This is a genomic window from Bacillus sp. Hm123, from assembly GCF_051842975.2.
GTDB lineage: Bacteria > Bacillota > Bacilli > Bacillales > Domibacillaceae > Bacillus_CE.
This window is the reverse complement of record NZ_CM200277.1, coordinates 1,185,975-1,206,597: the sequence shown is the minus strand read 5'-3', so window position 1 is coordinate 1,206,597 and position 20,623 is coordinate 1,185,975. Positions and strand designations below refer to the sequence as shown.

At 40.0% G+C, this 20,623-nt stretch carries 24 protein-coding genes; 7 read left to right on the top strand and 17 right to left on the bottom strand.

What is annotated here, in order from left to right:
* Window positions 1-29 precede the first annotated feature (29 nt).
* Window positions 30-1,181, bottom strand: coding sequence for an FtsW/RodA/SpoVE family cell cycle protein (locus ACSVDJ_RS06320; protein ID WP_439169370.1), 1,152 nt, complete (start codon window positions 1,179-1,181; stop codon window positions 30-32).
* Window positions 1,182-1,284: 103 nt separating this feature from the next.
* Complete coding sequence (locus ACSVDJ_RS06315; protein WP_439169371.1) at window positions 1,285-1,566, bottom strand: Fpa/YlaN family protein; 282 nt, start codon at window positions 1,564-1,566, stop codon at window positions 1,285-1,287.
* Between the two features lie 161 nt (window positions 1,567-1,727).
* Between ACSVDJ_RS06315 and ACSVDJ_RS06310 the strand changes: the two genes are divergently transcribed.
* Entirely contained in the window at window positions 1,728-2,228 is a 501-nt protein-coding gene (locus ACSVDJ_RS06310) for a peptidyl-prolyl cis-trans isomerase (protein WP_439169372.1), read from the top strand.
* A gap of 119 nt (window positions 2,229-2,347) precedes the next feature.
* Here ACSVDJ_RS06310 and ACSVDJ_RS06305 read toward each other — a convergent pair whose 3' ends face one another.
* Window positions 2,348-3,451, bottom strand: a complete 1,104-nt coding sequence (locus tag ACSVDJ_RS06305; protein WP_439169373.1) for an HD-GYP domain-containing protein — start codon at window positions 3,449-3,451, stop codon at window positions 2,348-2,350.
* 233 nt (window positions 3,452-3,684) lie between these two features.
* Window positions 3,685-5,013, bottom strand: coding sequence for a PhoH family protein (locus tag ACSVDJ_RS06300; protein ID WP_439169374.1), 1,329 nt, complete (start codon window positions 5,011-5,013; stop codon window positions 3,685-3,687).
* A gap of 155 nt (window positions 5,014-5,168) precedes the next feature.
* On the opposite strand from ACSVDJ_RS06300, the gene ACSVDJ_RS06295 reads away from it, so the two are divergent.
* On the top strand, window positions 5,169-5,783 hold the full coding sequence (locus tag ACSVDJ_RS06295; RefSeq protein WP_439169375.1) for a YhcN/YlaJ family sporulation lipoprotein: 615 nt from the start codon (window positions 5,169-5,171) through the stop codon (window positions 5,781-5,783).
* Between the two features lie 24 nt (window positions 5,784-5,807).
* Here the strand turns inward: ACSVDJ_RS06295 and ACSVDJ_RS06290 are convergent, their stop codons facing one another.
* On the bottom strand, window positions 5,808-6,272 hold the full coding sequence (locus tag ACSVDJ_RS06290; RefSeq protein WP_439169376.1) for a pyridoxamine 5'-phosphate oxidase family protein: 465 nt from the start codon (window positions 6,270-6,272) through the stop codon (window positions 5,808-5,810).
* Between the two features lie 138 nt (window positions 6,273-6,410).
* Between ACSVDJ_RS06290 and ACSVDJ_RS06285 the strand changes: the two genes are divergently transcribed.
* A complete protein-coding gene (locus ACSVDJ_RS06285; protein ID WP_439169377.1) occupies window positions 6,411-6,611 on the top strand; it encodes a YlaI family protein in 201 nt (66 codons plus the stop codon).
* A 40-nt stretch (window positions 6,612-6,651) separates the two neighbouring features.
* Here ACSVDJ_RS06285 and ACSVDJ_RS06280 read toward each other — a convergent pair whose 3' ends face one another.
* Window positions 6,652-6,930, bottom strand: coding sequence for a YlaH-like family protein (locus ACSVDJ_RS06280; RefSeq protein ID WP_439169745.1), 279 nt, complete (start codon window positions 6,928-6,930; stop codon window positions 6,652-6,654).
* Window positions 6,931-6,972: 42 nt separating this feature from the next.
* The gene (gene typA / locus ACSVDJ_RS06275; RefSeq protein WP_439169378.1) at window positions 6,973-8,808 is read right to left on the bottom strand and encodes a translational GTPase TypA; all 1,836 of its coding nucleotides are present in this window, start codon (window positions 8,806-8,808) and stop codon (window positions 6,973-6,975) included.
* Between the two features lie 157 nt (window positions 8,809-8,965).
* On the opposite strand from typA, the gene ACSVDJ_RS06270 reads away from it, so the two are divergent.
* On the top strand, window positions 8,966-9,151 hold the full coding sequence (locus tag ACSVDJ_RS06270; RefSeq protein ID WP_439169379.1) for a YlaF family protein: 186 nt from the start codon (window positions 8,966-8,968) through the stop codon (window positions 9,149-9,151).
* 84 nt (window positions 9,152-9,235) lie between these two features.
* On the opposite strand, the gene ACSVDJ_RS06265 is transcribed toward ACSVDJ_RS06270, so the two are convergent.
* Window positions 9,236-10,033, bottom strand: coding sequence for an inositol monophosphatase family protein (locus ACSVDJ_RS06265; RefSeq protein WP_439169380.1), 798 nt, complete (start codon window positions 10,031-10,033; stop codon window positions 9,236-9,238).
* A 156-nt stretch (window positions 10,034-10,189) separates the two neighbouring features.
* Window positions 10,190-10,384 (bottom strand): YkzI domain-containing protein, encoded by a 195-nt coding sequence (locus tag ACSVDJ_RS06260; protein ID WP_439169746.1) that lies wholly within the window; start codon window positions 10,382-10,384, stop codon window positions 10,190-10,192.
* Between the two features lie 58 nt (window positions 10,385-10,442).
* Between ACSVDJ_RS06260 and ACSVDJ_RS06255 the strand changes: the two genes are divergently transcribed.
* Window positions 10,443-11,063 (top strand): YktB family protein, encoded by a 621-nt coding sequence (locus ACSVDJ_RS06255; RefSeq protein WP_439169381.1) that lies wholly within the window; start codon window positions 10,443-10,445, stop codon window positions 11,061-11,063.
* A gap of 55 nt (window positions 11,064-11,118) precedes the next feature.
* Here ACSVDJ_RS06255 and ACSVDJ_RS06250 read toward each other — a convergent pair whose 3' ends face one another.
* Complete coding sequence (locus ACSVDJ_RS06250; RefSeq protein WP_439169382.1) at window positions 11,119-11,391, bottom strand: UPF0223 family protein; 273 nt, start codon at window positions 11,389-11,391, stop codon at window positions 11,119-11,121.
* A 25-nt stretch (window positions 11,392-11,416) separates the two neighbouring features.
* Window positions 11,417-12,379 (bottom strand): NAD(P)H-dependent flavin oxidoreductase, encoded by a 963-nt coding sequence (locus tag ACSVDJ_RS06245; RefSeq protein ID WP_439169383.1) that lies wholly within the window; start codon window positions 12,377-12,379, stop codon window positions 11,417-11,419.
* A gap of 181 nt (window positions 12,380-12,560) precedes the next feature.
* Between ACSVDJ_RS06245 and ACSVDJ_RS06240 the strand changes: the two genes are divergently transcribed.
* Window positions 12,561-14,030 (top strand): aminotransferase class I/II-fold pyridoxal phosphate-dependent enzyme, encoded by a 1,470-nt coding sequence (locus tag ACSVDJ_RS06240; protein ID WP_439169747.1) that lies wholly within the window; start codon window positions 12,561-12,563, stop codon window positions 14,028-14,030.
* A 73-nt stretch (window positions 14,031-14,103) separates the two neighbouring features.
* Here the strand turns inward: ACSVDJ_RS06240 and ACSVDJ_RS06235 are convergent, their stop codons facing one another.
* The 6 genes from ACSVDJ_RS06235 to pdhA all read right to left on the bottom strand — a co-directional run bounded on the left by ACSVDJ_RS06235 (window position 14,104) and on the right by pdhA (window position 19,570).
* Window positions 14,104-14,220 carry a GapA-binding peptide SR1P gene (locus tag ACSVDJ_RS06235; protein WP_094834900.1) on the bottom strand — a complete coding sequence of 39 codons (117 nt, stop codon included), beginning with the start codon at window positions 14,218-14,220 and terminating at the stop codon, window positions 14,104-14,106.
* 125 nt (window positions 14,221-14,345) lie between these two features.
* Window positions 14,346-14,585, bottom strand: coding sequence for a hypothetical protein (locus tag ACSVDJ_RS06230; RefSeq protein ID WP_439169384.1), 240 nt, complete (start codon window positions 14,583-14,585; stop codon window positions 14,346-14,348).
* 128 nt (window positions 14,586-14,713) lie between these two features.
* Window positions 14,714-16,123 carry a dihydrolipoyl dehydrogenase gene (gene lpdA / locus ACSVDJ_RS06225; protein ID WP_439169385.1) on the bottom strand — a complete coding sequence of 470 codons (1,410 nt, stop codon included), beginning with the start codon at window positions 16,121-16,123 and terminating at the stop codon, window positions 14,714-14,716.
* A 5-nt stretch (window positions 16,124-16,128) separates the two neighbouring features.
* On the bottom strand, window positions 16,129-17,433 hold the full coding sequence (locus tag ACSVDJ_RS06220) for a dihydrolipoamide acetyltransferase family protein (RefSeq protein WP_439169386.1): 1,305 nt from the start codon (window positions 17,431-17,433) through the stop codon (window positions 16,129-16,131).
* A 43-nt stretch (window positions 17,434-17,476) separates the two neighbouring features.
* Complete coding sequence (locus ACSVDJ_RS06215; RefSeq protein WP_439169387.1) at window positions 17,477-18,454, bottom strand: alpha-ketoacid dehydrogenase subunit beta; 978 nt, start codon at window positions 18,452-18,454, stop codon at window positions 17,477-17,479.
* A gap of 3 nt (window positions 18,455-18,457) precedes the next feature.
* Window positions 18,458-19,570, bottom strand: a complete 1,113-nt coding sequence (pdhA, locus tag ACSVDJ_RS06210; RefSeq protein ID WP_439169388.1) for a pyruvate dehydrogenase (acetyl-transferring) E1 component subunit alpha — start codon at window positions 19,568-19,570, stop codon at window positions 18,458-18,460.
* Window positions 19,571-20,053: 483 nt separating this feature from the next.
* Here pdhA and def point away from each other — a divergent pair, with 483 nt between their 5' ends.
* A complete protein-coding gene (gene def / locus ACSVDJ_RS06205; protein ID WP_439169389.1) occupies window positions 20,054-20,608 on the top strand; it encodes a peptide deformylase in 555 nt (184 codons plus the stop codon).
* Window positions 20,609-20,623 lie beyond the last annotated feature (15 nt).

The following is a 20,623-nucleotide window of genomic DNA, read 5'->3' as shown; positions in this document are numbered from 1 at the left end:
ATTTCGAAATAACCGCCTGTTTACAACTATTATTTTTTATAAAAACTTTCAAATCTATTAAACATGGAAATATTAACTAATATCCCCATGGAAATAGCGAGCAACATAAGGGATGTCCCACCATAACTAATAAATGGGAGGGTTACTCCAGTGATCGGAATCAGCCCACACACACCTCCAAGGTTAATACCAGCTTGGATGGCAATCATACTAGAAATACCGACAGCCATCATCGAACCAAACGGATCTCTACATTTTACAGAAATATAAATTCCTTTCAAAACAATAAAACTTAACCCACCAAGGACAAAGATCACACCAAACACACCTAGTTCTTCAGCAATAACAGCCATAATGAAATCTGTATGCGGTTCCGGTAAATAGCCAAGTTTTTGTACGCTTTGTCCAAGGCCTGATCCAGTTACTCCACCTGAACCAATCGCGAGATAAGAATTCACAAGTTGATAGCCATGACTTTCTTCATGCTTAAAAGGATCAAAATGCCCGGTAAAGCGGCTGATTTTTTCATTTGTGAAAATTTGATCTTTTTTCCAGATTACCATAGGCGAAAGAATGACGGCAATCATCAAACCTAAAACAATTAGCTTCCACACACTTTTAAATTTCATCCCTGAGGAAACAATAATGGTACATCCGATAAGAAATATAATAAACGCTGTACCAAAGTCAGGCTGAACAGCGATCACCATACAAGTAACAACTAGAAACACAATAGGAGGAATAACTCCTTTGTTAAATGAATTAATATATTTTTGTTTTTTCGCATAGACGGCTGACATGTAGATAATGATCACTAGCTTAGCAAACTCGGCCGGTTGAATGCTCAACCCACCTAAACGAAACCAGCTTTGAGCGTTGTTCGTCGTCTTCCCAAAAAACAGTAGTAAAATCAAGACAGCAAGAATGCCAAACAAACTAATAAATAGGAATTTACTATTTTTATACGCTTTATATGGAAACGCCGCTGTAGCAACGAAAAGAACCATAGAAAGCAGTAAAAATATTTTCTGTCTATTGTAAAAATGATCGCTTGCATAGTCATATTTTTGAACAGCGACTACCGAACTTGCACTATAAATCATCGTTAACCCAAAAAGGCATAATAAAATAAATACAGCAATTAAAGAATAATCATAAGATTTGAGAATTTTTTTCCACATAAACCTTCACCTCATCCCTTTTACATCTTACTACCGTTGGGATGTATTATTTGATGTAAAAAAACTCAAACATGGAAAATATCCGTTTGAGTTTCTTTCACGTTTATTTTTTAGTAGATGCCTCATGGAGAGCTGATAATTCTCTTTCTAAGGAATCAATCAACTCTTTTCCATCTTGTTCATCCACTAATCCTAAACGTATAGCAAAATCTATTTCACGGGATAAGCCAAACATTTGAGTATCAAGCACTTCCTCATAAAGAGGACATTGGGGCATTGTTAAGTTGTCCATTTGAACTTTAATGAGGCGCAAAATCTTTTCTGCGTCTGCTTCTAATAGAGAGTAGGCTTTTTCCCTGTGATCGACTTTCATTTCAGACGCCATGTGTACACTCCCCCTGTTCCGTGCAATGGAATAGCTATAATTTAAAATTCTATCGTTAATCGGACTATTTTGCAAGGGATTTTGCATTTGTCTCCTGACAAGAAAACAATTAAGAGCTATACTTTACTTTGAACAATTACTACACGCAAGGAGGAATGACAATGGAAAACATTATGCCTATTTACGGAAAAGTGAAATTTTCCGTGACACTAGATCCAGGTGTATGGATTTTTGACGATCGCCGGATTGATTTAGATACATATTTTGATACGAATGAAACCGAAAAACTTTCCGAAGAGGAAGAGTACACAAAAAATATTTCTCAGTTTTGGGATAAAGAAATTCGTGAAGGAGCCGTTTCACCACCTACGATTAAATCTGAGAAGAAATTTCTAAAAGAACAAATGCTAAACGGAACTTTCGCTATACCACTTGAACCTTTTTTAAACAATGCGGAGCCCAATGAAGAAGCGACTATAATCATCATTGAAACGGAAAATGGGGAAGAACAACTCCCATTGCATGAAGCAAACAATATGTTGTTAGCTTTTTCGAAACAAGGGAAACCACTTCGAGAAGACGGCCCTGTTCATGTGTTATATAAAGATGGCTCTAATCGCGAACATCCAATTCGTTACGTAAAAGCCTTTCGAATTGATTGATCATTAGCAAGCTATTGACACGATAATTCCGATTCAAAAATGCCGTTATTCCCCTGCATCTGCCGCTTCGCTTTCCATGCAAAAAAGGACGCCTCATCCACTTGTGAGACGTCCTTTTTTTATTTCTGTTTTCCTAATAAAGTCGTATCTGTTTCGCTGATCATTACTGTTAATTCCTTAGATAAATCTAATTCATACGGCCTATCTAATTCATGGTTTTCTTCTTCTAATATTAATAACACAGGGCGGTCGCTAACATGAGGCGTCTGCCTTAGCACAACCCCTTTTCGATGGTCATGCAAATGAACGGTTAAGCCGTTTGGATAGACAACAATTGACTTGCGAAATGCTTCTACCATTCCTGCATCGAATTGAGTTCCCGCTCCTGCATATAGTATTTCTAGACCTTCTGAAGGAAGCATCGCCTGTCTGTATACTCGATTTGAGGTAACAGCATCGTACACATCTGTAATACCTAGAATTTTCCCATATAAATGTATTTGATCACCTGTAATACCTCGAGGATAACCCGTGCCATTCAGTCTTTCATGATGCTGGTAAGCACAATGGGCAGCTGTGAGTGGAATACTATGTTCCTGCCTTAAAATATTGAATCCATGTTCAGCATGCTTTTTGATCTCTTCATATTCTTCAGCTGTCAGTCGCGAAGGCTTCGTTAAAATAGAATGAGGAACAAGTACTTTTCCAACATCATGCAACATCGCTCCAAGACCAACCTCTTCTAGTTGTCGAGATTTTAATTGTAGCTTTAAACCAAGGGCTAACGTATAGATCGTGACATTGAGGGAATGAGCTAAAATATAATTGTCGTGTGCACATACGTCAGAAAGCAAGGAAACGGCTTCCTTATGTCCCTTTATTTGATCAAGCATCTCACGTATGACGCTCTTAAACTGCCTCTCCATTTTGTCAAATGAAAACTTACTGTTGAAGTTTTTCACATTCGCTACATCTTCAAATGATTGCTTCATTAGACTGAGAGCTTCCTGGCGCGCTTTTTCTGTCACGGCAGGACGAAACACAATATCTTCTGTTTTTTCGTCTTCCATGTAAACAAATGTAATGCCGAGTTGTTGAAGCCGCAATATCATTTGCTTCGTAAGTGGAATCCCATGTCCAATAAGAATTTGACCAGCCTCATTATATACTGGCTTAGCTAACTTAACATGCTCTTTTAATGTTGAAACAGCGACTAGTCTCATTTGCCGATAACTCCCATCTACCGCGATAACCTTAGATATGATATATTACAATTTCTTATACCGCTTTCAGTAGTTTATTTTAACACATTTTCCATTCATCATTGAATTTTTTTCGACATAAACAAACAAAAAACTTGATCCCGAATAGTAATATGTGGTATACAGAGCAAATTGAGTTCTCTACATCCACATATTCTAACAGGAATCAAGTCGGTATAAAGTATTATTTCACACTATAATAAATCAGCAGCTAATTGAGCTAAGCCAGACCTTTCACCTTTCATCAGTTTAATGTGACCAGCAACGGCTTGATCTTTAAACTTTTCGATCGCATAGGTTAAGCCATTATTATACTCATCTAAGTACGGATGATCAATTTGTGCCGTATCACCCATTAATACAATTTTACTTTTTTCTCCCACTCTCGTTAAAATGGTTTTCACTTCATGCTTCGTTAAATTTTGTGCTTCGTCAATAATAATGTATTGTTCGGGAATGCTCCGACCACGAATATAGGTAAGTGCTTCCACTTCCACCGAATTTAATCCTGCAAGAATTTGGTCAATTTCTCCCGATTTTTTCGTATTAAATAAGTACTCTAAATTGTCATAAATCGGCTGAATCCACGGTCGCAATTTCTCCTGTTTTTCTCCTGGTAAATAGCCAATATCTTTTCCAACAGGCACAATCGGTCGAGCAACGAGTAATTTTTTAAACATTTGCAAGTCTTCTGTTTGAAACAACCCCGCCGCTAAAGCGATTAACGTTTTGCCTGTCCCTGCTTTACCGGCCATCGTAACGAGTGGAATGTCAGGTCTCATTAGTAGCTCGATCGCCATCACTTGTTGCACATTTCGAGGCTTGATCCCCCAAACGATTTCCTCATCATGCAACAGTTTTTTCATGTGCTTTCCTTTTCCATCTACCATCGCTATAGCTGAGGAAGAACTTCCTAACGCATCCTTTAATAATAAAAACTGATTAGGGTAGAAAGGGTGGTTCGCTACTTCTGAAAGAGCTAGCTCTCCTTTTTGATAAAACAAATCTAATGTCTCTTTCGACACATATATTTCTAAAAAACCTGTATATATATCGCTCATTTCAATGACTCGATCACTTAAAAAATCCTCAGATTGTAAGCCAATTGCATCTGCCTTCACTCGAACTAGCGTATCTTTACTGACTAAAATGACAGGACGTCCATTTTCCTTCTCTTCTTCTTCCAAGGATAAATTTTTAGCGACGGCCAATATGCGATTATCATTTGTCATTTCAATAAAAATATCTTGTAGCTTTTGAAAAGAGCGATGATTTAATTCAATCCGCAAGCTCCCTCCATTATCCAACGGCACGCCTTCATGAAGCTTTCCGCTTTCCCGTAGTTTATCAATGATTTTCGATACAAGTCTAGCATTTCTTCCTATTTCATCCATATACCTTTTCTTCGAGTCCAATTCTTCTAAAACGACAGCTGGAATCACGATTTCATTATCTTTAAATGAAAAAATAGCGTATGGATCTTGTAATAAGACATTAGTATCTAAAACATAAATTTTACTCAACGAGACGCCTCCTGCTTTTCATCTTTTTTTATTATATGAAGATTAGCTTTGTTGCGTTCTTACAGTTGGGCTGGTAAATATATATGTGCTAATGCATAAGAATAGACGAAATTCGCACAATAGAAATAGAAAAAGCTTATCAAAATAATCAAGAGGTGACCATATTGAAAAACATTGTTATTCTCCTCACTTTATTCGCACTTATCGGTTGTGCCCAGGAAAAAGAAGTGGGCTTAGAAACCGAGGATAACCGACACAATTCTCAACCTTATCAAGTGAATGTTAAGAACGATCAAATGAATGAAGAACAACGTCTTTCTATCCAGCAAGCATCTAACCGTTTGGCCAAAACCGCAGAAGACATGCCTGGAGTAAAGAATGCGACAGCAGTCGCAGTAGGTGATTACGCGATCGTTGGCATTGATGTAGATGCTAATCTTGATCGCTCGGAAGTTGGCTCCATCAAATACACCGTTGCTGAAGCATTAAAAAATCAACCGTTTGGAGCAAATGCTCTCGTTGTTGCTGATCCCGACTTATATGCAAGGCTAAAGGAAATAAGAGCAGATATTAACAACGGTCGACCACTTCAAGGGTTAGCCAATGAACTAGCTGACATTGCTGGACGGACCATCCCTGAAATCCCTGAAAATTTAACTGAAACAAACGATGCTGACAAAGTGACGGAGCACCCGAAAACAAAGCTTGCACCAAATGAAGATCGACAGTTAGAAAAACAACAAGAGGAACAATCTAACCACTATAAATAATCATATAAAAACTAAGGGACTGAACTATGATTCAGTTCCTTTTTTTAGTGCATCCATCACTTGTCGATCTAGCTTTTCAGCAGCGACTATATCGTATGTTTTCTCATAAGTAGGTTCGGAGACTATTTTGGCTCCGTAAAACATCACATCACGTATTTCTTCAATGCGAACTTCAACAATCGACACCTTCAACGGAACTGATGACGCCTGCTTCGTTAAGATCCGACTTTGACCTGTAATCGTATATGTAGATTCATTTGCAATGAGGTTAATGCTTATAACTGTATTTTTTTCTAAATTTTCAATCATCCGCGAGCGACTAGTGACAGCAAAACGAAGCGTACTTTCATCCACCGCATAAATCCAGGAAATTGCGTAAATCATTGGTCCATTAGTTTCGTGGTCTATCGTTGCTACATTCACAAACCTGTCATTTTGTAACGCTTCAAACAACACAGGAATTAATTGTGTTTCCAAACGATTAACCAAATGAATCCCCTCCTTATTTAATTCCATTATACATCAATTTTGTGTCACTTCCGAATTTTATGAATCCCTTCTTCTTTCATATGAAGATGTTTACAGACAGTCATGATATACTAAGGAAAAAGCACGAGGTGGTTACAAATGAGAGTTAAATGTATTTTATGCGAGAAAATCGAGAAAATTGATGATAATTTACTGATCGCAAAAAGATTAAGAAATCGCCCTATTCACACATACATGTGTCCAGAATGCGACAATCGAATTGCCGAAAAAACAAGAGCACGAATTGCCACTGGCCAATTCCACATTTACCGCTCTGGCAAAGAAAAAGAATTGCTGTGATTCTCTGCATACAAAAAGGACCGCTAGACGCGGTCCTTTTTCACACTTCATTTTCTTTTTTATGCATGCGTAATCTAATTTTATATATCCCAAGAACTAATGCGGCTACAAATAAACTCTCAACGACTGGCAATTGGTAAGAAAGAATTAATAAAAGTAAGGAACCAATGATCAAGGAAATATAAACAATGATATTCTTTCCAAGCGATAGCTTCTTAGCGAAACCGAGATTGTATACTAAAATCGACAAGGTTATGATGATCAACCAGTATACCCAAACAGCTCCCTTTACCCCTATTACTTTAATTAAGGCGCCCAGCAGTGGACTTAACGCTTCCACTTCCTACCTCCCCCTTAACGCTTAATTTTCTTCGTATTTCTTCTTTTTCGCAGCTCTTTCTCGCTCGTTCTTATCAAGAATTTTTTTACGAAGACGAATCGATTCAGGCGTAAGCTCACAATACTCATCTTCATTTAAATACTCTAACGCTTCTTCTAGAGACATAATTCTTGGTTTTTTCATCGTCGTTGTTTGATCTTTCGTAGCTGAACGAACGTTTGTCGCTTGTTTCATTTTCGTAATATTAACGGTTAAGTCATTTTCACGAGTATGCTCACCAACAATCATTCCACCATAAATTTCCGTACCTGGTTCTACAAAGATCGTTCCACGGTCCTCAACTTGCATAATACCATATTGAGAAGACTTTCCTGACTCCATAGAAACAAGTACTCCTTGACGGCGGCCACCAACACGTCCTTGCTGCATTGGCTGATAGCTATCAAATGTATGGTTAATGATTCCGTACCCTCGAGTCATCGTTAAAAATTCAGTCGTATAACCAATTAATCCACGAGCTGGAACGTTAAACACAAGACGAACTTGGCCGTTTCCATTATTAATCATATCAATCATTTCGCCTTTTCGCGACCCTAATGATTCGATAACAGAGCCCGTATACTCTTCAGGCACATCAATTTGAACGCGCTCCATCGGCTCACAACGAACACCGTCAATTTCTTTAACGATAACTTCCGGCTTCGATACTTGTAATTCGTAGCCTTCACGACGCATATTTTCGATCAAAATCGACAAATGTAGCTCTCCACGCCCAGACACGATCCACTCATCTGGAGAATCAGTATTTTCTACTCGCAAACTGACATCTGTTTCAAGCTGAGCTTCCAGACGCTCTTGAATTTTTCTCGCTGTCACAAATTTTCCTTCACGACCAGCAAACGGACTGTTGTTGACAAGGAAAGTCATTTGCAATGTTGGTTCGTCAATACGAAGAATCGGCAACGCTTCTTGATGTTCAATCGGACAAACCGTTTCCCCAACGTTAATGTCCTCCATACCAGATACAGCAATTAAATCGCCGGCATGAGCTTCTTGGATTTCCATACGCTTCAGACCCATGAAGCCAAAGATTTTCGTTACACGGAAAGATTTCACCGTGCCATCTAGCTTCATTAAAGCGACTTGCTGGCCTACTTGAATCGTTCCGCGGAATACACGACCAATTCCGATACGACCAACATAATCATTATAGTCAAGTAAAGCGACTTGGAATTGTAGCGGCTCTTCTTTGTTATCTACTGGAGAAGGAATGTGTTGTACAATCGCTTCATATAAAGCTTCCATGTTCTCGTCCTGCTTATCCGGTGTTGTGCTCGCTGTTCCATTAATACCAGATGCATAAATAACTGGGAACTCAAGTTGCTCATCATTCGCATCAAGCTCGATAAATAACTCAAGAACTTCATCTATCACTTCTGCCGGACGAGCAAAGTCACGGTCAATTTTATTCACAACCACGATCGGGCGCAAATTTTGCTCTAACGCTTTCTTTAGTACAAATCGCGTTTGTGGCATACAACCTTCATACGCATCAACGACTAACAATACACCGTCTACCATTTTCATGATTCGCTCAACTTCTCCACCGAAATCAGCATGTCCTGGCGTATCTAAAATGTTGATTTTCGTATCTTTATATTGGATCGCAGTATTCTTCGCTAAAATCGTAATGCCGCGCTCTCTTTCAATGTCATTTGAATCCATTGCGCGCTCTTCAATGTTCTCATTGCTTCTAAAAATCCCAGACTGTTTCAATAATTGATCAACAAGCGTTGTTTTTCCGTGGTCAACGTGAGCAATGATCGCAATGTTTTTCAAATCGTTTCTTGTATTCAAATTAGTTCCTCCTGACTAATATAAGCATCTCAATTTCGATATTATCCTTCAATAACTGAATTATTATATCATAAGTCAACATGAATTCCTATTTGTTAATTAGGATTGTCAAATCATTTTTTTATTGTAAAATAAAGAGGAAAAGGAGTGACAGATCTTGAAAGATTTCAAATGGGTATTTTTTCTATTCGCGCTAGCAGCAGCTTCCTGCATGATCGGCATAGGAATCGCCATCGCTGAAAGCAGCATGAGCGGAACCATCGGATGTACGGTTGCCCTTTTTGCGGTGATGGGGTTTGGTTTTTCAACAAAAGCAAAAATGCGCAGAGCAGGTAAATTATAAAAGCTGCTATGTAAAAGGCTGTCCTAAAGCTAGTAGCCGTACTCCTCTTAATTTATAGAAGAGTACGGCTACTGCCGGACAGCCTTATTTCGTCGGCAATAAAAATTGGTCCAGTATGTCCGAATGCAGGCTTGCTTCTCCAGCAAACACACTGTTGACAGAAAGCATGTCCAACTCCTCTCCAAGCAAAGTAGTCACCACTCCACCAACTTCCTCGACAATAATTTTTCCAGCCGCAAAATCCCAAGGAGAAAGCCTCATCGTTAAATAGCTATCTATTCTCCCCGATGCCACGTAAGCCAATTCTAACGCCGCCGAACCGTACGAACGGGTTCCTCTAACAGCAGTCGCTAAAGACGCGAGCTTATGTTGATCAAAGTAGGCATTTTTCACTAACCATGTGGCGTTAACCGCAATGAGAGCTTGATGAATCGGAACTTGTTTCAAAGGTGGCAACTTCACTTCGTTCATATAAGCGCCCTTCCCTCTTTCCGCAAAATAAAGCTCATCATGAGTAACATCATAAATATAACCTAATCGTCCGACTCCATTTTCATAAATCCCAATAGAAATGACAAAGTTACGCTGCTGATGGATAAAGTTCATTGTGCCGTCAATCGGATCAATAATCCACACAACTCCATCTAGTGAGTGTAGTTGATCGCCCTGCCCCTCTTCTCCTAAAATGCCATGGTCAGGGTAGGTGTGACGAATATTGGAAATGAAATATTTTTCCGTTTCTTTATCCATATTTGTCACTAAGTCATTAGGGTTTGATTTTGTTTGTATGCTTAAAGAATGCATAAATGAGTCTCGAATTGCCTCCCCAGCATCCGCAATCCATTGCTTTGCATACCGATCTATTTCCGTCCAATTTGCCATGACCATTCCTCCAACGCGGACATAATGTACCAAATGAAATTTTTTAACTTATTTGACATTATAGTATATAATGCCACTTTTTCAAATAAAAATAGACTCGCTAATTGGATAGACGAGCCCATTTTCTCATTTTTTCACTTTTCTACTTCTTTGTAGCTATTGTTCATCATTTTTTTGCAGCTTCTCCCATAACCTCTGCAATATCTCTTTCGATTTCTCGATTTGGATTCGATCTTTCTTTTGCATCGCTTCAAATAGGACGGCTAACTCATAATCAAGTTCGAGACGGATCACAGCTAGTCTTTGTTTCGTTTGTGTTTGTTTAATCAGACCATTCACCACTTGTTTCATCATGCAAGCACTCCTTTTTATGATATGATATGGACGAACAACTCAAGGAGGATATTTCATGGAATTTACCGGTTTTACAACAGATGATTTTCAAGTGTTCTCAATTGCTGGATTACAACCCAGAATGGACGCTCTACAACAACATATCAGACCGAAACTAGAAGCTTTAGGGGCTTTTTTTTCACAAGAATTGGGTCAGTTAGCTGGAGATGAAATGTTTTATCATGTAGCAAAACATGCTCGTCGTACAGTTAATCCACCAGATGACACGTGGGTAGCCTTTGCTAATAATAAGCGCGGCTACAAAAAACATCCTCACTTTCAAATTGGCTTATGGGGGACTCATGTGTTTATTTGGTATGCTGTTATTTATGAAGCACCTCGAAAAGCTGAAATTGGCTCCCTGCTTGAAAAAAATATAGACTCAATCCGCGAAACAATTCCTAGTCATTTTGTCTGGTCAGACGATCACACAAAACCGGCAGCTACTAAGATGGTGGATTTATCAGACGAACAGCTACTCCAGCTATTTCAGCGTCTCCAATCGGTGAAAAAAGCCGAAATACTTTGTGGCCTCCATCTACATAAGGACGACGTCATTCGCATGAACGGAACAGAATTTCTTGACACAGTTTATGATACGTTTGTCAAATTAATACCCCTATACAAATTATCTTAAACAAATGAAGAGGCTGACGAATCGTTTTTTGACGATTGGTCAGCCTCTTTCATTGTTACTTCATTTTAATTCTCTCTCCATCTTCAGTTGCTTTCATTTTTTGCACGGCATGGTAAGAAGAATAGCCACTTACCTCTTCAAATTCATTGCAGAGCTTTTTTTCTTCCGCCTTACTTGGGACAATTTCTTTAAAACGGCGATAAGCTGTCATCAGTTCTTGTTTATTAATGCCTTTCTCATAAGCGTTTTCGATCGCTTCAAAAAACTTAATGACATCTACTACTTCTTCTGTCGTCCAATCCGTTGAAAAAGGATAAGAATATTCCATGTACTTCACCTTCTTTTGTCTTTTCTTACGATGTTCCCCATTTTTTGCGAATTTCTTCACCATCCGCAATCATCTTGTCGATTAGCTCACTCACGGGTGGGGCATCATGAATTAACCCCATCACCTGTCCGGCCCAAGCGAAACCTTCCTCTTCTTTTCCCTCATGAATGTAACGCTTGTTTGCGACTCCACTTATGTACTCTTTCAAGCTTTCATAGTCGCCATGTTCTTCTTCAATCGCCAAAATTTTATCTGTCCAGCTATTGGCAATGGCGCGTGCTGGCGCCCCGAGAGAGCGCTTAATGACCACTGTATCATTTTCGCTTCCTTCAATCAAAGCCTTTTTATACAGTTCAGAGGCATGCACACATTCTTTCGTCGCAATGAATCGCGTGCCCATTTCAATGCCTTCTGCCCCTAAAGAGAGCGCCGCCATCAATCCGCGCCCATCCCCGATGCCTCCAGATGCAATGACAGGGATATTGACACTTTCTACAACTTTAGGAACGAGAACAAACGTCCCTGCATCACTCCGCCCGAGGTGTCCTCCGCCCTCTTGTCCAACAACCATAACCGCATCGGCTCCAAGCTCCTCTGCTTTTTGCGCTTGTCTCACAGCAGCGACAAGCACAAGCGTTTTAATTCCCGTCCCTTCAAGCCGTTGAAATAACGGAGCAGGATTTCCACCAGTCATAGAAATGACCGGTACTTTTTCTTCAATCGCCACATCTAAATAAGCAGTAAATGGTCGCCTTTGCTGGCCGATAGAAAAGTTGACACCGAACGGTCGATCAGTCATTGAACGTACTTTTTTAATTTCATCTCGTAACTGTTCAGGATCTGACAAAGACATCGCCGTAATTTGCCCGAGTCCACCAGCATTAGACACAGCTGCAGCTAAATCGGAATAAGCTAAGTGTGCTAGCCCTCCTTGAATGATCGGATATTGAATATTTAACAATTTCGTAATTCTCGTTTCCCAGTTCATCACCATCACCCTCCTCTTTTTTTCATTTCTCTCTTTGAAAGCGTAAATCCTTTTTTCTACTAAGAATATTTAAAAACTTTCTAGGCAAAGCTATGTCAACATGCTATAATTCTCTTGTTTTATGCAAAAAATGTCGATTAATTAAATGATCAATAAAGTGATAAAAGAGGTGAAAGGTAAGTTGTCCCAATTTGAAACACCATTATTTACGGGCTTATTAGAGCACGCAAAGAAAAATCCGGTACAGTTCCACATACCTGGACATAAAAAAGGGCATGGCATGGACCCCGAGTTCCGTGATTTCATCGGCGAAAATGCCTTGTCAATTGATTTAATTAATATCGCTCCACTTGATGATCTTCATCAGCCGAAAGGAATCATCGAACAAGCTCAAGATTTAGCGGCAAAAGCCTTTGGAGCTGATCACACTTTTTTCTCCATTCAAGGAACGAGCGGTGCCATTATGACGATGGTGATGACCGTTTGCGGTCCTGGTGAAAAAATCATCGTTCCTCGAAATGTGCATAAGTCCGTCATGACAGCCATCGTATTTTCCGGAGCGATCCCGATTTTTATCCACCCAGAGGTCGATAAAGAGCTTGGTATTTCTCATGGAATCACAGTAGATGCTGTTCAGCGTGCATTAGAGAAACATCCTGATGCGAAGGGAATCCTCGTCATTAATCCAACCTACTTTGGTGTTTCAGGAGACTTACAACAAATTGTGGAAATCGCTCATTCCTATGATGTACCTGTACTTGTTGACGAAGCGCATGGGGTACATATTCATTTCCACGATGACTTACCGCTCTCCGCAATGCAAGCAGGTGCTGATATGGCTGCGACAAGCGTTCATAAACTTGGCGGATCAATGACGCAAAGCTCGATCCTCAATGTGAAGGAAGGACTTATATCTGTCCAACGTGTTCAAACGATTTTGAGCATGCTGACAACGACATCAACATCTTACATCCTGCTCGCTTCTCTGGACACAGCTAGAAGACAATTAGCTACACAAGGAAAAGCGATCATTGACCAGGCGATTCAATTAGCTCAGTCAATCCGCACACAAATTAACGAGATTGATGACTTATATTGCGTAGGAGAAGAAATTCTCGGTACGAAAGCTACTTTTGACTATGATCCAACGAAATTGATTATCTCTGTGAAAGCTCTCGGTATCACAGGTCATGAAGCAGAAGTTTGGTTAAGGGAACATTACAATATTGAAGTGGAACTATCCGACCTTTACAATTTACTCTGCATTGTCACACCTGGAGATACGGAAAAAGACGCTGAAACTTTAGTCCGCGCACTCTGTCAATTAGCAGATCAATGTACGAAAGGTAACCGATCGTCCCATACGGAAGTATTATTACCTGACATTCCAGTCATTGCGCTCTCTCCAAGGGATGCTTTTTATGCTGAAACAGAAGTTGTTCCGTTTACCGAAGCAACTGGCCGCATTAGTGCTGAATTTGTGATGGTGTATCCACCAGGAATCCCCATCTTTATTCCAGGAGAAATTATTACCGAAGAAAACCTAACGTATATTAGCAAAAATTTCGAGGCAGGATTACCTGTTCAAGGCCCCGAAGACTTCGAATTAAAAACACTGCGAGTCATTCGAGAACGAAAAGCGATTAGTTAATACCTTTTTGAATAAAAAAAGGCGATTCCTACTATGGAAATCGCCTCTTTTTGTATCTTGATCTCTTATTGAATTAATCTTCTAGCTCTATTTCTTCTTCACAGCCACAGTGTGAGTATAAAACAGATACTTTTTCGTCTTCAAAATGTTCAATTGTATCTAAGCAAGACTTACAAACAATAGTCCCCATGCTCAACACCCTCTCCTTTATTTCGTAAGCGGTTTATATTTGTATTTATAATAATATAACACATTTCATTTTTCAAGCCTAAATTGTATGTCACATTTATTTTTTTCTATCCTATTTCGCTACTATTATTGAAAAAATAACGCCATGAGCCATCGGAAAGAAAAATAGGATAACAGAATCATAACGGTCATCATGTAGCTCCGCTTATGATCAAGGAGTTGTCGAGCGACTACGATACATAAATAGAAAAACATCAAAAATAACAACCAATGAAACTCTGCTGAATCTCCTTTTGATAACCAACGAGCCAGAGAATAAAAGCTCCAAATCATCCATTGAATGATAAAAACAACGTAATAAGCCATATTGATCATCCACTCATTTCATCACAGACTGCTTTAATTATATGAGTGAGCCTCAGCTTATTAATACTAACTTGTCCAAAAAAAAAATAAGACTGTCGTTTTAGACAGTCTTATTTTTTAAATAAACATTATTTTACGATATGAATAGGTGTTCCGATCGCTACTTCAGCAGCTTCCATAGAAATTTCACCTAAAGTTGGATGAGCATGAATCGTCATTGCGATATCTTCTGCTGTCATCCCTGCTTCGATCGCTAGACCAAGTTCAGAGATCATATCAGAAGCGCCTGCACCCGCAATTTGCGCGCCGATAATCAAGCCATCTTCTTTACGAGTCACAAGTTTCACAAAGCCGTCTGTGCTGTTAAGAGCTAGGGCACGACCATTTGCAGCAAACGGGAATTTCGCAGCAACGATTTCGATTCCTTCTTCTTTCGCTTCTGCTTCTGTATAACCAACAGTCGCTAGTTCTGGCTCAGTGAAGCAGACAGCTGGAATTCCTAAGTAATCAATTTCAGATTTTTCGCCCGCAATCACTTCAGCTGCAATTTTACCTTCATAAGAAGCTTTATGAGCTAATGGAGGACCTTGTACGATATCACCGATCGCGAAGATGTTGGCAACGCTCGTACGGCATTGCTTGTCGATTTCGATCAAGCCACGCTCTGTTAATTTCACGCCTGCTTGCTCAAGTCCAAGCTCATCTGTGTTAGGACGACGACCAACTGTTACTAGCACGTAATCCGCTTCGATTTTTTCTTCTTTACCATTAGCTTCATAAGTCACAACGACACCATTGTCTGTTGTTTCTGCTGATTTTGCCATCGCTTTCGTGACCATGTTCACGCCTTTTGCTTTTAAGTTACGCTTCACAAGCGCAGACATTTGCTTTTCAAAGCCACTTAAAATCTCTGCTGCACCTTCAAGAATTGTAATTTCTGTACCAAGGTTTGCATATGCTGTAGATAACTCAGCACCGATGTACCCACCGCCTACAACGACCATTTTGCTTGGAATTTCTTTCAAGCCAAGAGCGCCAGTAGAATCCAGCACGCGGTCAGAGAATTTGAAGTTAGGGATTTCAATCGGTCGAGAACCGGTTGCAATAATTGCATGTTTGAAATTATATGTTTGAGCAGAATTTTCATCCATTACGCGAAGAGTATTTGCATCAACAAAGTACGCTTCACCACGAACGATTTCAACTTTATTTCCTTTTAAAAGTGCTTCGACTCCACCTGTCAATTTTTTGACAACGCCAGCTTTCCATGTTTGCACCTTTTCAAAGTCCACTGTTACATTTTCTGCAACAATCCCCATATCATCAGAATGTTTTGCTTGCTCTACACGATGTCCTGCAGTAAGCAATGCTTTTGAAGGGATACAACCAACGTTTAAGCATACACCGCCAAGGTTGGCTTTCTCTACGATTGTTACTTTTTGTCCTAGTTGTGCAGCACGAATCGCTGCTACATATCCACCAGGTCCTGCACCAATTACTATAGTGTCCGTTTCGATTGGGAAATCTCCTACTACCATTTGTCCTACGCCTCCATTAATAAAAGTTCTGGATCATTTAATAATCGCTTAATATGATTAAGCGCATTTTGAGCAGTGGCTCCATCAATCATGCGGTGGTCAAAGCTCAATGATAATGCTAACACAGGTGCAGCTACAATTTCACCATTTTTTACAATAGCTTTCTCAGAAATTCTTCCAATTCCAAGAATTGCTACTTCCGGGTGATTAATAACCGGTGTAAACCATTGTCCACCAGCTGAGCCGATATTCGTAATTGTACAAGAAGCACCTTTCATTTCATCTGGAGCCAATTTGCCGTCACGAGCTTTGCCAGCTAGTTCATTGATTTCATTCGAAATGGTAAACATCGATTTACGATCCGCATTTTTTACAACCGGCACTAGCAAGCCTTTATCTGTGTCAGCCGCAATTCCGATATTGTAATAGTGCTTTTGAACGATTTCTCCTGCTGCATCATCGAGAGAAGTGTTCAATACAGGGTACTCACGCAAAGCGCTCGTTAAAGCTTTCACTACGTATGGAAGGAACGTCAGCTTGATGCCCTTTTCTGCTGCGATATCTTTAAATTTCTTGCGATGAGCCCATAATTCCGTTACTTCTACTTCGTCCATTAATGTAACGTGTGGAGCCGTATGCTTCGAATTCACCATTGCTTTAGCAATTGCTTTACGAATACCGCTCATTTTCTCACGAGTTTCAGGGAATTCTCCTTCAGGTAGAACAACTTTTGCTGCCGCTTTTGTCTCTTCAGCTGGCGCTACTTGTTCTTCCTTCACTTCTACAACTGGAGCTTCCGGTGTCGCTGTCGCAACATTTTGTCCACCAGATAGGTAAGCATCAATATCTTGCTTCAACACACGCCCGTTATTGCCTGTTCCAGCTACTTGTCGAATATCTACTTCACGCTCACGAGCATATTTGCGAACAGAAGGCATCGCGATCACTCGACGACTAGGATCTATCCCTTCTTGCTGTGCCGCTTCTGGTGTTGTGTCCACTTCTGGTGTCACTTCTTCTTTTGCTTCTGCTTTCTCTTCATGATCTCCTTTAAACTTTAAGTCCTCATATCCAGGAGCATCAAATTTAACAAGGACATCTCCAACGATCGCTGTCGTACCTTCGTCTACTAAAATTTCTTCTACAGTACCAGCAACTGGAGAAGGGATTTCCACTACCGCTTTATCATTTTGCACTTCACAAAGCACATCGTCTTCTTGCACTTTATCGCCTTGCTTAACAAACCATTTAACGATTTCTCCTTCATGGATACCTTCACCGATATCAGGCAATCTAAATTCAAAAGCCAAAGTCTTCTACCTCCCATTAATATCGAATTATATTTTTTACGGATTAAAAAGTAAGTACTTTCTTCGCTGTTTCAATGACATCCTTATAGTTAGGGAGCCATACAGACTCTGCTTGCGAGAATGGGAAAACCGTATCTGGAGCCGCTACGCGCAAAACAGGTGCTTCAAGGCTAAGAATTGCGCGTTCATTAATTTCTGCTACAACATTAGCCGCAATACCCGCTTGCTTCTGTGCTTCTTGGACAACAATCACACGACCTGTTTTTTCAACAGATGAAATGATCGTCTCAATATCAAGCGGTTGTACTGTACGTAAATCCACTACTTCTACAGAGAAGCCTTCTTTTTCAAGCTCTTCTGCGGCTTTAATGGATTCATGTACCATCGCTCCGTAAGTAATAATCGATAAATCAGTTCCTTCACGTTTTACCTCTGCTTTACCTAGTGGAATTGTGTACTCCTCTTCAGGTACTTCTTGACGGAAAGAACGATATAATTTCATATGCTCTAAGAAAATAACAGGATCGTTATCGCGAATAGCAGAAATTAATAGACCTTTTGCATCGTAAGGAGTCGAAGGGATAACCACTTTCAATCCTGGTTGTTGCGTAACTAATCCTTCTAAGCTGTCTGCGTGCAGTTCAGGTGTGTGAACGCCTCCACCGAACGGAGAACGAATCGTTACAGGAGCCGTATATGTTCCTCCAGAGCGATAGCGAAGACGCGCTAATTGTCCGCTGACAGAATCCATTACTTCATAAACGAATCCGAAAAACTGAATTTCAGGTACAGGTCGGAAGCCTTCTAAAGCAAGACCAACAGCAAGGCCACCAATTCCAGATTCAGCTAGCGGCGTATCAAACACACGATCTTCGCCAAATTCTTTCTGAAGACCTTCTGTAGCACGGAAAACCCCGCCGTTTACTCCTACGTCTTCCCCAAAGACTAATACATTTTCATCATTCTTTAGTTCCGTGCGCAAAGCATCCGTAATTGCTTGGATCATTGTCATTTGGGCCATGGCTTACTTCGACTCCTTCTCTTTATATAATTCGAATTGCTCTTGTAAATTTTGTGGCATTTCTTCATACATGATCGACATTAAGTCGGTTACCTTTTGTTTTGGCGTATCATCCGCTTTTTTGATCGCCTGTTTAATTTCTTCTTTCGCACGCTCAATGACTTCATTTTCCTTTTCTTCACTCCATAAACCTTTGCCTTCAAGGAATTTACGGAAACGTACTAATGGGTCTTTCTTTTCCCATTCATTGTCAAGATCCGACGTACGATAACGTGTTGGGTCATCCCCCGCCATTGTATGTGGACCGTAACGATAACACATTGCTTCAATTAATGTAGGCCCTTCACCGTTAAGCGCGCGATCGCGTGCTTCACGTACAACCGCATAAACCGCAAGTGGGTCCATTCCATCTACTAACACACTTGGAATTCCAGCTGCGATCCCTTTTTGAGCGATCGTTTTAGCTGCTGTTTGCTTTTCTCGTGGAGTAGAAATCGCAAACTGATTGTTTTGCACAATGAAGATGGCAGGAGCATTAAAGGCACCTGCAAAGTTGATTCCCTCATAGAAATCACCTTGTGATGAACCGCCATCGCCTGTATATGTAACTGCAACCGCTTCCTTTCCACGCTTTTTAAGACCTAATGCCACTCCAGCATTTTGGACATATTGAGCACCGATAATAATTTGTGGCGCCAATACGTTGACTCCTTCTGGCACTTGGTTGCCATGGAAATGTCCGCGTGAGAATAAAAACGCTTGATATAATGGTAGTCCGTGCCAAATGATTTGAGGAACATCACGATATCCCGGCAAAATCCAATCTTCTTTTTCTAAAGCAAAATGAGAAGCAATTTGTGATGCTTCTTGTCCAGCTGTTGGCGCATAGAATCCTAAGCGACCTTGACGATTTAAAGAAATCGAGCGCTGGTCTAATACTCGTGTATATACCATGCGAGTCATTAACTCTTGAAGCTGATCATCCGTTAATTGTGGCATCGCTTCTTCATTAACAATCTCGCCTTTTTCGTTTAAAATTTGAACCATTTCAAATTGATCTTCAATCATTTCGAGCGTTTTCTTCGCATCGAATGGTACTTTTTTCTTAGCACTCATGAAAGCCACCTACCCTTTCGTTTTCTAAATAGTGTGTATGTTTATTGTGCAACTCGTCCCTACAATACATACGAATAATTCCTTGAGAGAACCGAGTCGCTTCTGTACTAATTAACGTATTACGTATAACTAGTACAACCCCTAGTATACAGTCAATAGTTTATAATACTGAGCAGCGGGAAGTCAAATAAAATAAACGGATGATTCGTTCGTTCAAAATAAATGAAATGTTTCCACAAAAACAACTGTATTACTTCTAAAAAGTATACTGTACTATAAAAAAACTGAAAATTCCGACCTGTTATAGAGTAGATTCCGCAAATTTCTATCCCCACAAATACTCTTGCCTCCATAAAAGAAAACTAACCAACATATTGCTCAGTTATTCACTATTTTCTTAAGTGTTCACACTTTCATTAACAAAATAACATTTATTTGATAAACTATCGATAACCATTGATACAAAGAAAGAAGGTTCAAAATATGATTACGATGAAAGATATTGTCCGTGAAGGCCATCCTACTTTACGAGAAAAAGCAGCAGAAGTCGTTCTTCCTGCCAGCGAAGAAGACCGTCAAATATTAGCCAGCCTTATTCAATATGTTCAAAATAGTCAAGACCCTGAAATAGCAAATAAACACGGATTGCGCCCAGGTGTCGGATTAGCCGCTCCACAAATCGGTGTTTCAAAGCGCATGATTGCGGTGCAAGTACGTGATGACAACGATCAATTATTAAGCTATGCCTTATTCAATCCACGTATTGTCAGCCATTCAGTCGAAAAAGCTTATTTAGCGATAGGAGAAGGTTGCTTATCTGTTGATCGCGACGTTCCGGGCTATGTCCACCGTTATGCAAGAATTACTGTAAAGGGAACTACTCTTGCAGGAGAAGAAATCAAGCTTCGTTTAAAAGGAATGCCAGCGATCGTATTTCAACATGAAATTGATCATTTAAACGGCGTAATGTTTTATGATCATATCGATCCAAAGAACCCCTTCCAAGCACAAGAAGGCGCTACACCCATCGAACGTTAACAAAAAACAGCCAGA